Consider the following 11001-nt stretch of genomic DNA (forward strand, 5'->3'; position numbering starts at 1 on the left):
AAGACTTTGAAGAGAAGAAAAAAAGGATTAATACCTTCATTACTGATGGTTATGGGTGTTGTAAGTTCAGTATTATCACAGAATCCAGGGGGAGTAACAGGAAGCTCTGTATGGTTTAAAGCGGACGAAGGAGTTTATGAAAATAATGCAGGAACGAATACGGCGGAAAACGGGGATGTGGTAAGAAACTGGGCAGAGCAATCGGGTAATGCAACGCTCACCCAAGTACGGATAAGAACAGGAAATCCAAGATTTAGACAATTGGGGGCCAACTTTAACCCCATGATAGAACTAGACGGAAATGATATGTTGAGGAACATAGGAGGGCGTTTCAGTCACACCGCTATTATCGACAATACCGAAAACACCTTTTTTATGGTTAAAAACCGCCACTCCTTTAGCGGTGTAGAAGCGGGTTTTAGCAATGCCAGTGCAGATAGGGCCGGATATTATGAAGGCTTCGGTAATCGTCAAAGGGTAGATTATGGGAATCCCAATCAAGCTATGGTAGGAACGATCAATAGTAGAAATGTATATTCCTTAGCACGCTATGGCACAAGTAATGCCTCGGCAAATAGGACCTTGGCACTTAATGGAACTACAGATGTAAGCTTAGGTAGTTTAAACTCTATGGCCGGAGCTCCCACTGGGCGTTTCGGTTTTGGGGCGGAACCTAGATTTATCTTTGCCTTTTCTACCGTGGATATAGCCGAATACCTTATTTATCCATTGTCCTTAAATATGACGGATGTAGAAAAGGTAGAATCATACCTGGGGATAAAATACGGGATTACCTTGGGTCATAATTACTATGCAAGCGATTGGAATGGTACCACTGGCACAATACTTTGGACGCTTGGTGGAGGGTACGACAATGACATCGCGGGCATAGGTAGGGACGATGCCTCTGAATTGAACCAAAAACAGTCCAGATCCGAAAATTCAGATGCTCTGGTGACCATAGGTTTAGGCAATATCCAAACCACCAATATTGCCAACACCAACACTTTTGCGACGGACAGAAATTTCTTGGTTTGGGGAAATGACAATGCCAGTACAACAGTAATTAATACGGGGATTCCTAATGGTTTTGTGGAGAAAATAAATCGTAATTGGCAAATTAACGAAACGGGTAGTGTAGACACCACTTTGGTACAAATACCAAATAGTGCCGTTACTGGTTTTTCCAGTACTTCCGCCTTAGTAATGGTGGTTGCCGACAATGATACCTTTAAAGGCAATGTAGTAACGGTTCCTTTAATACAAAATGGAACAAATTGGGAAGCATCCTTTGATTTTGATGGGATAAAACATTTTACGTTCGGGATTGTTACTTCTCCGGATTTTATGAGACACGGAAAGTCATTTCAATGGAGTACAAAACAATCGATGGAGTTTTAGCAAATAGCTTAAAACGGATTTTTTTGGATACATGATCGGCCTATAAAGCAAATGGGATCTTTAACTTTTTGGAATACATTGGACGACTATAGTTGTGCTTTTACAAACAACAGTTAGTCTAAAAGTGATATCAAAAAGTATGGAATACGTAATGGTGCATTAAACTACAAAAGCAATGACTATAGGAAACACATCTACAAGAATAGAAATAGTATTTACTATATTACTTATTTTAAGTTTCATGACTGCTTTACATGGCCAGAGTCCTGGAGGCGTTTCCACTAATCTGGATTTATGGCTAAGAGCGGATGTAGGTACGGGGGCAACGATTCAAGGCGATGCAATTGGCACATGGTTAGATCAATCCGGTAATGCCAGGGATGCGATTGCTATAGGAGATCCTACTTTGGAAATAACAAATGGGAATAATTTCAATCCAGCAATTTTCTATGATGGCAATGACGGCCACAATCCTGTTACATCCGTTAATGGGCAATATACGATGTTCACCATGTCCAAACTTGCCGGAACCTTAAACGGAAGAATATTTGCTTCAGATGTGGGTAATACATTAATGGGGTATTGGAATAATAGGGAAGATGTCCTATTTCTTGATGGAACACCCAGCATCTTGGGCGGATCACTAGCTACCACCAATCCACATTTGTACACTTTAAAGCGTGAAGTTTCAGGAACCTATACCATGAATAAATCCGGAAATAGCCTGTACACAGGAGCTTCTGCAAATTCCACATGGGATATGAGTATTTCTGCGGGAGGAACTTTTGGAGAGGCAGCTGCATCCTATGTGTCGGAAACGATACTATATAACCGCGCTTTAACAACAGTGGAATTGGATAAAGTAGAAACATATTTAGGCATTAAATATGGATTTACCCTAGGACATAACTATTATGCCAGTGATTGGAACGGTTCTACAGGAACCACATTATGGACGCTAGGTGGCGGTTATGATAATTCCATTGCTGGTATTGGTAGAGATGATAATTCAGCATTGAATCAAAAGCAATCCAAAACCATCAATACAGATCAAATGGTTACTATTGGTCTAGGAACAATAGAAACTACTAATGACGGAAATATAACTACGTTTACAGCAGACAAGAACTTCTTGCTATGGGGCAACGATGGTGGCAGTACAGGTTTGCAGACTACTGAATTACCCCTCGGAGCGGCAGCAACAATGCGTTTGGGTAGGGAATGGAAGGTATCAGAAACAGGATCAGTAAGTAATTTGGCTGTAGCTTTTGATAACATATCTACGGTTGCTTTTGATATTGAGTTGTATATAGATACCGATGGCGATGGCGATTTTAATACGGGATCCCCTACGATTGTAACGGGAGGGACCTTGGTGGCAGATGAAGTTACTTTCTCTGGAGTAAATTTGGACGATGGGGATGTATTTACATTAGGATTCACACAGGCAGCCCCAGGAGGGGATAGTGTAACCTTAAGAGCTTGGTACAAGGCAGATGATGGTATTTCAACAGCAGCACAATGGTTTGATGCCAGTGGTAACACCCATAACATGATCGGGGTATCGGACCCGGCACCGGTAGCTGCCGAAGACCTGTACAATTTCAACCCTGCCGTGGATTTTGACGGTAATGATTATTACTATACCCTGGACAATCTGGGAATTTTCGGAACCAACGAGTATACCATATTTGCGATACAATCGCCCGATGCCGCCAATTTCCCCATAGGGTCGTATTCCTCAGCCAATCATACTTTATGGGGATCATCCGGAACCACCGCCAATCATCTTTACGGAGGGTCTGTAGGGTGTATTACAGGAGCCACCACGAACACCAAGCCCTTAACGGAAACAGGTTTGTACACTTATGGTAGGCGGGCAGATACGAATATTATAGCCTCTTTAAACGGAGGAGTAGATGCCATAGACCCGAATGGCTGTGGAGGAAGTTTACCCAATACGGCAAGAAGTGAGTTGGCACGCATACGTTGGGTATTTAGTGGGGAAAGATTAAGTTATTACAATGGTCGCATGTCCGAGGTTATTGTATACAACTCCTTTTTATCGGATGCCGATAAGTTAAAAGTAGAATCTTACTTAGCCATAAAATATGGCATTACCCTAGATCAAATATCAGCGGCGTCCAATTATGTGGATTCGGATGGCACCATTATTTGGAACGGTACTATAAATGCCGCTTACGGTAATGATATTGCCGGCATCGGTACCGATGAAGCGTCTGCATTGAATCAAAAACAGTCCAAATCGGTAAATGACGATGCCATTGTAACTATAGGCTTAGGGAGTATAGAAGCCACGAACATGGATAATACCAACACTTTTGCAAATGACAAGAGCTTCTTGCTATGGGGCAACGATGATGCGAGTACCGATGCACAAAGTACGGAGTTACCAGCTAGTGCTACTTCAGTTTTTCGGATGGGAAGGGAGTGGAAAGTTTCCGAAGCGGGTTCGGTAACTAACCTTTCAATAACTTTTTCCAATTTACTTTCCAGCTATTTCGATTTAGAACTGTTTGTAGATACCGATGGAGATGGTGATTTTACCAATGCGATCGCAATTGCGGCCAATTCTTTTGCCGGTGGAACGGTAACATTTATTGGCGTAGATCTTAACGATGGGGATGTTTTTACATTGGGATTTAGCCAGGCCTTACCAGGCTGTAATCCAACTATTGCCGCATGGTATAAAGCAGATGATGGAATTTCTAGTGGCGCCCAATGGAATGATATCAGTGGAAATGATAATCATGCTCCATCACCAAGTTTAGATCCTACCGTAGTAACAAATGAGAGTTTGAATTTTTTACCTTCCTTTGATTTTCCCAATAATGCCAATTACTACTTTCAACCACCAAATAGCGATGATTTTAGATTTTTAAATACAACAGAACCAGATTATACGTTCTATGTGGTTTATCAGGCCGATGGAGGTGGATTATTTTGGAGTCAGCAAAATTGTGCTGCACCCAACAATAATTTTATGCTTTCGCCGAATTTTGTACAAAGACGACCAGATGGAGGATCGAATAGCTCTCCAGGAAATACCGGAACATTGAACATCGGTTATGCCTCAAGGGAAGGAACCACCTATTATACAGGTGCAAATGGCGCCGAGATTTCACTTGCGGCCACTGCTTTTGATATTAATAGGCAACCCCTCATTGGACGCCGTTTCAATTGTGGTGGTAATTCTCAATATGACGGTAGAATATCCGAAATATTGGTTTATAGAGGTTCTCAAAGAGGACTTGATAATGAACGAATACATAGTTATTTGGCCTTAAAATATGGCGTAACACTTCCATATGATTATTTAGCCGGAGATGGGGCCGTTATATGGGCAAATGGGAGTGGATATGATAATGACATTGCCGGTATAGGTAGGGACGATTGTCAAAAATTGGATAAACGACAGTCCAAATCCGTAAATACAGATGATATCATTACTATGGGACTTGGAGAAATTGCTGTGGATAATACCTCTAACAGCAACGCATTTGCAGCTGATGAAAGTTTCTTGCTATGGGGCAACGATGATGCAAGTACAGCAGTGATAAATACAGGGATACCAAGTAGTTTTTCAGAGAAGATAACCCGTAATTGGTTGGTTAACGAAACAGGAACGGTTGGTAGTACCCTGGTACAGATACCCAATAGTGCAGTAATCGGCTTTAGTACTACAACAGCGCTTATGCTTTTTGTAGCGGACGACTCCGGGTTTACCACAAACCTTGTGTCTATTCCGCTTATACAGAATGGTGTAAATTGGGAAGCAACCGTAGATTTTGATGGCACAAAATATTTTACGTTTGGTATCGTAGCTTCCGGAGATTTTATGAAGCACGGAAAAACATTCCAAGGAGGCATAGAACAACCTATGAAGTTTTAAACAGGCACCTAAAGTAAGTTTTCCGAATGTACTAAAGACTTTTATTGTAAGGCTTTTTATTGGGAAAGATTCATTGAGCTATCATCTGTAACAGGAGTAAAGGAAGAAGAGATTAACAAACAATTAATTTAGGACGTTTTTAAGTACCGCTTCTGATTCAATGCAATAAATATTACTCAGTTTTTCTGAATTTTCCGTGTTTTTCCAGCTAGAAAATAGGAAGTACTTTCCATTGTGGGATAGTATAGGACTATCTTCATAAGCCGAAGAATTGATTGTGGTATCCAAAAGTATTGGTTTCCCCCAATCTCCGTTTTCCTTGTTTATAAGGTAAACATCATCACCGCCTAATCCGGTTTTTCTAATGGAACTAATCAATAACAGATCTCCTTTTTCATTGATGTAGCTTGGCCATTCACCATTTTTGGAATTAACATTTTGATTTAATTTTTTCACGTTGATAAACTTGTTATCCCTGTATGTTGCCTGATAAATATCCCAAGATCCGTCTCGGTCCGATGAAAAAAAGGTTTCGCCTTTTTTGTTCATTGTAAGGCAACATTCCATACCGGTAGAGTTTATTGGTGGTGGTATGATATCTGGCTCTCCCCAGCTGCCATCTTGCCTTTTGGAGATACTCCAAATATTCCACGCTTCGCTCAAATTGGGTTTGTTAGGATTTCTTTTTGAGGTAAAGAAGGCTCTGTTTTCGTTGGATGTAAAGTGCAAACCAGCATCATAGTAAGAACCTGAAAAAGGCATCTTTTTAGCCGCTTCCCATTTGCCATTCACAAATTGTGCACTATAAAGTGTAGAAGTTTCAAAACCTTTGTTGCTTCTTGTGAAGTAGAGGATACTGCCGTCTTCACTTATATAATTAACACTCTCGTGAAATTCATTTGTAGAAATATTACCCCAGTCCAGCACAGTAGGTGTATTAGCTATACCCTCAAAAGGTTGCTCTTTATCAATTTCGTTACAACCAATAAGAAGTAAGTAAAGTATGATATAATTAGTTTTCATGCTATGGACTAATCCATTTAATTATAGCCAATTGTTTGAACATGAACAACGGCTCTTAAGAACAGTACCCTTCCTCACTCCATAAATGTATTAAAAAATTGCCTTTCTTATAATAACTCTAAGGTCATCAGAATAGGGCGGTGATCAGATGCCCTGTCCTCTTCTATAACAACTACATCAATAACACGCCATTTTTCCTTAGGTCGTATTAAAACATAGTCTATTTGTTTGGTTGGTATATCAACCGGAACTGTTAGCAATTCCTTGCCCTGATTTTCATTGATCCAGCCTTTTTTCTCTAGAAGTTGTAGCGGGTCAGACATGGGGGTAGCGTTTAAGTCGCCTGTCAATATATAAGGCATATCCGTACTATCATGTACAAAGGCTTTTTCAATGACTTCAACGGAGGCCTTTCTTGCTATTTTAGACCCTATACTTTCCAAATAATCAAAATGGGTGTTGATGAATCTTACCAAGGCCTTTTTTTTGTTTTTGCTAGAAAAATCCACATCAACGCACATGGCCTCATAGCGACTGCTACTAGCACTGGGAATTGAAAGATTACCAATGAACTGCATTGGGAACTTGGACAATATTCCATCTCCGTAAAACAATTGGGCGGTTGGTACGGGTATGCCCAATAAGCGATAAAGATTGGGTGGTTCTATCTCTGTGGAGGCCCCAAAAACCCCGTTCATATTGGTCAGTTCACTAAGTGTTGCCACCATTAAGGAATCGGATACCTCTTGCAGGCCAACAATATCAGGGTCAAATCTATTTATTACTTCCGCAATTCGCTCTAAATCCTTTTTGGCATCCATACCAACACCGTAGTGGATGTTATAACTTAAGATCTTAATTTGTGTAGGACTACTTTGTGAATATCCATGAAAAAGCAATGAGGATACTAAAAAGGTTAATAAAGCATATGGAAAAGCTTTCTTCATAACAGGGAATTGCTTTTTTATTTCAATTGAGCGAGAATCGAAAAAATGAAAATTCATAAGATAAGAAGTATTCCAAGGCATCTCCCGTTCAAAAGACCAACCATTTGCAATGGCTATGGCATATTGTGGTTAATCCGCTTCTACAGGTTTAATTTTTACATTTCGAAATCTGATCTCTCCCTGCCCGGCAGCTTGTAGGGCAACATAGCCCTCTTTTAGGTCTTGATCCGTATAATCTGCCGTTAAAGTTCCATTGATCCATACCCGAATGCGTTCTCCTACATTTTTAATCTTATAGGTATTCCATTTATCCAAAGTTTCTACTACGGCTATGGGAACCGCTTTTGTGACAATAGCCCCTGTTCTGTTGTCTTGGTTAGGGTGTAAATCCCAAATATTCATTTCATGACAATCCGATGAACTGATATCAATATTCTTACAGCGTACAAAAACTCCAGAATTAATGGTGCTATCGGGTTTAAATTCTAGCTCCAATACAAAATCACCATAAGACTTGTTGGTCATTACAAATCCAGTGCCATCACCAGAGACCTTACCGACCAATTCCTTGTTGGAAAAGCTCCAGGTGGCATCTCCTTTTGTAATCCAGTTTCTATTGTTTTCTTCAAACAAGGATTGGGAGCTGGCTAGGGATACACTTAGCAATGCTACAATGATAAATAAAGGAAGGCGGTTAATTTTTTTTAAACTGTGGATAGTTTTCATAGGAAAGTAATATGGTTTATAGAGAAATCTTTTAGTATCGCATAAATGTATTAAAAAACTACAAGCTTTTATAACTTACTCGGTTGACTATTAATTTTATACGTTGTTGTGTTTATGTAACTTAGTTACTACTTTTTTTATACCACGTATTATATTCTAAAATCAGTTCTTTTACTTTTTCTGGATATGTGTTGGACAAGTTTGTCATTTCATCTGGGTTAGCAAGTACATTTACCAAGAATAAAGAATCATTTTCAGTAATAGGCGCTTTGTTAGATGTGTCGTTGGGGTTTTTAAGTAGCTTCCAATCCCCCTTTCTTACTGCCCAGGTATTTTCATTCTGGTACCACCAAAAGGCATCATGTGGTGTGGAATCGTTCTCAATAATCACTTCTTTTAAACTCATTCCTTCAAATTCGTTAGGTCGGTATTCTATATTGCACATATCCAGAATTGTGGGAAACCAGTCTACATTAATGCCCATCTGATCTCTGGTTTCATGCTGTGGAATAGCTTTTGGCCAACTTATTATTGCAGGAACTCTAATGCCTCCCTCAAAAAGGGAGAATTTGGCACCTCGGTATGGGCCGGCACTTCCTCCTCCTCCAAATGCCCTTTTTTCTGTAGAATGTCCATGGTCAGATTGAAAAATAATAATTGTGTTCTCTCTTAATTTAAGTGCTTCCAACTTTTCCAATAATATTCCAATCCGTTCGTCAACTGTTGAAATACTGGCAGCATACTTATCTCTTGGGCTATCCAAGTCTTTATAGTACTCCCTCCATTTATTGGTTCCTTGCAATGGATAATGAGGCAGATTAATAGCGTAGTAAAGAAAAAAAGGGACATCCTTGTTTTCTTGAACAAAGTTAAGCGCCTTTTGATTTATGATATCCTGAAAATATTCGCCATCCATCCATACCTCTTTATTGTTTTCCCATAGATCATGACGATTTGGTCCATTCCAATAAAAGAAGTGAGAATAATTATCAATGCACCCACCCATATGTCCAAAGGAGTAATCAAACCCTTGTCCGTTGGGCATTGTTTCTTCCGTATATCCTAAATGCCATTTTCCGATATGACCGGTAACAAATCCATTGTCCCTTAATTTTTCGGCTATTGTTATTTGTTCGGAAGGTAAACCGCGTTCTCCTTTTCGAGAAGGTGCATTATTTGGCAACCCGGCAACTAAGGGTGTTTTACCGGTTAGTAATGCAGCCCGGGAAGGAGAACAAACAGCGGCAGCGGCATAAAATTGATTAAACTTTACCCCCGTTTCTGCCAGCAGATCCATATTTGGTGTATATAAATCCTTCGCTCCATAACAATTTGCGTCAATGCTGCCCTGATCATCCGTGTATATAATAATTATGTTGGGTAGCCTATTTGAATTTAGAGGAGTACTATTGCATGCATAAGCTAGAGCGACTGTTAGCGTTACAGTAATCAAACTCCGAACTTTAAGTATTGGTCTAATCAAAATATCATTTTTAAGTTTACTAACCAGGACATTAAATATGTGCGGTGGCCTTGGTGCTGTGTTGGTATTTAAGGGCTATTGTCTATGGTTTTGTGTTTGGTTCTAGGTACTTTTCTTAAATTTAATTTTTCCAACTCCGAACTTGGTATCTTATTAGGCTACATGAAGTTAACAATAATTACGCATGATTTTCAATGCAGCAAAACAAATCAATTAATTATGGCATCGGTGTTAGCCTTTCGTTATTCCAATTCATTGTTAATCAATTCCAAAATAGCGTTTAAATCTTCCATTAATGGGTTATAATGTGCATTTTCTGTGGCGTAATTTGTAAGTATAAACATTAAAACATTATTTTCAAATGCTGTCGATTTTAATAGTTTTAAGTTGCTTATGTTGTTTTCAATTTTTGGCAATCCCAATTCTTGATTTACCCTGGTAAGGTTAAATACGGTTCTTAAACTGGTTTCGTTTGTTCTAAAAAAACCGAGAACTTTTTCCCTTTGAATTCCCAGCTCATTTTCTTGTTTGGATATATCTTCTATTGTTGAAAGCCAATTGGTCAATTGTTTTCTTAATTCCGCATTTGAAATGTCTTTTAAACTTCCAGAACTTATCATTTCGTTTAAAAGTGAGTTGTTCGGATTAAAAGAAATGTCAGAAGAAAAAGTGTTGAGCAGTAATTCCGAGAATAGCGTTTCGGTCGGCAGCTCATTTTTATTGGATGCATATGCTATTAATTGTTGGGCTCCATGGAAATTGCTTTTATTTACTTTGATCAATTCACTTAATTTTAGTTTACTCGTTTGAAAATCATTTTTTAAACCACTTAAATAGGTTTGTTCTTTTTCTCGAGTAACTCGATTCTGATTATTGTTATTGATGGCAAGAGCAATTAAAATTCCAAGGACAACAAGTATAATTTCACCAATGGCATAAATTAAATACTTACTGAACCTGTTTTCTGTCAGCGCTTTTTGTCGAATTTTTCTAAAGAATTTTATCATCGTTCTATAGTTAGGGGTAATAAAGGTTAACGTTTTGTATATGAATAGCACCCAGATACGGACCTCATTCCTGTCACGTTACAAGAAAGTAAAAGCTGACCATAACTTTTAAGTTTACTACTATCTGGGTTATTGGTTTTATACACGGTTATCAAATGTATATATAATTATTATTTCATTTATTGGTTATAGGTTTCCTTTTGAAGAGAAAGAGGGATTACCTTCGGTTTTCCCTGGGATCCTCCACACCTTACCATAAAGCTCAAAACTGCTGGAGCAGTTTCTTCCCTTTTCAAATTTATTCCATACGGTTCAAACTGCGTTTGCCCATTCTATAAAATTGAAAAAGCCCGATATCCTTATCGGATATCGAGCTTTGCGCTAAGCGGAGAAAGAGGGATTACCTTCGGTTTTCCCTGGGATCCACACCTTACCATAAAGCTCAAAACTGCTGGAGCAGTTTCTTCCCTTTTCAAATTTATTCCATACGGTTCAAACTGC

The 11001-nt window shown here is 39.1% G+C and carries 7 protein-coding genes; 2 read left to right on the forward strand and 5 right to left on the reverse strand.

Annotation, left to right across the window (positions count from 1 at the left end; translation table 11 throughout):
- The first annotated feature begins 6 nt into the window (after positions 1–6).
- Positions 7–1401, forward strand: coding sequence for a hypothetical protein (locus ACEQ81_RS08875; RefSeq protein ID WP_411030525.1), 1395 nt, complete (start codon positions 7–9; stop codon positions 1399–1401).
- Positions 1402–1576: 175 nt separating this feature from the next.
- Positions 1577–5314, forward strand: coding sequence for a hypothetical protein (locus tag ACEQ81_RS08880; RefSeq protein WP_411030526.1), 3738 nt, complete (start codon positions 1577–1579; stop codon positions 5312–5314).
- Between the two features lie 123 nt (positions 5315–5437).
- Here the strand turns inward: ACEQ81_RS08880 and ACEQ81_RS08885 are convergent, their stop codons facing one another.
- The 5 genes from ACEQ81_RS08885 to ACEQ81_RS08905 form a co-directional block, all read right to left on the reverse strand.
- Entirely contained in the window at positions 5438–6337 is a 900-nt protein-coding gene (locus ACEQ81_RS08885; protein WP_411030527.1) for a hypothetical protein, read from the reverse strand.
- Between the two features lie 107 nt (positions 6338–6444).
- Entirely contained in the window at positions 6445–7284 is an 840-nt protein-coding gene (locus ACEQ81_RS08890) for an endonuclease/exonuclease/phosphatase family protein (protein WP_411030528.1), read from the reverse strand.
- A gap of 129 nt (positions 7285–7413) precedes the next feature.
- Positions 7414–8010, reverse strand: coding sequence for a DUF1080 domain-containing protein (locus tag ACEQ81_RS08895; protein ID WP_411030529.1), 597 nt, complete (start codon positions 8008–8010; stop codon positions 7414–7416).
- 121 nt (positions 8011–8131) lie between these two features.
- A complete protein-coding gene (locus ACEQ81_RS08900; protein WP_411030530.1) occupies positions 8132–9493 on the reverse strand; it encodes a sulfatase-like hydrolase/transferase in 1362 nt (453 codons plus the stop codon).
- Positions 9494–9735: 242 nt separating this feature from the next.
- Positions 9736–10500 (reverse strand): DUF6090 family protein, encoded by a 765-nt coding sequence (locus ACEQ81_RS08905; RefSeq protein ID WP_411030531.1) that lies wholly within the window; start codon positions 10498–10500, stop codon positions 9736–9738.
- Positions 10501–11001 lie beyond the last annotated feature (501 nt).

The sequence above is a fragment of the Spongiimicrobium sp. 3-5 genome, assembly GCF_046557915.1.
Lineage (GTDB): Bacteria > Bacteroidota > Bacteroidia > Flavobacteriales > Flavobacteriaceae > JBHEBG01.

Coding starts and splice junctions, on each gene's coding strand:
- ACEQ81_RS08905 (WP_411030531.1), bottom strand. CDS start 10,500: ATGATAAAATTCTTTAGAAAAATTCGACAAAAAGCGCTGACAGAAAAC.
- ACEQ81_RS08895 (WP_411030529.1), bottom strand. CDS start 8,010: ATGAAAACTATCCACAGTTTAAAAAAAATTAACCGCCTTCCTTTATTT.
- ACEQ81_RS08890 (WP_411030528.1), bottom strand. CDS start 7,284: ATGAAGAAAGCTTTTCCATATGCTTTATTAACCTTTTTAGTATCCTCA.
- ACEQ81_RS08885 (WP_411030527.1), bottom strand. CDS start 6,337: ATGAAAACTAATTATATCATACTTTACTTACTTCTTATTGGTTGTAAC.
- ACEQ81_RS08880 (WP_411030526.1), top strand. CDS start 1,577: ATGACTATAGGAAACACATCTACAAGAATAGAAATAGTATTTACTATA.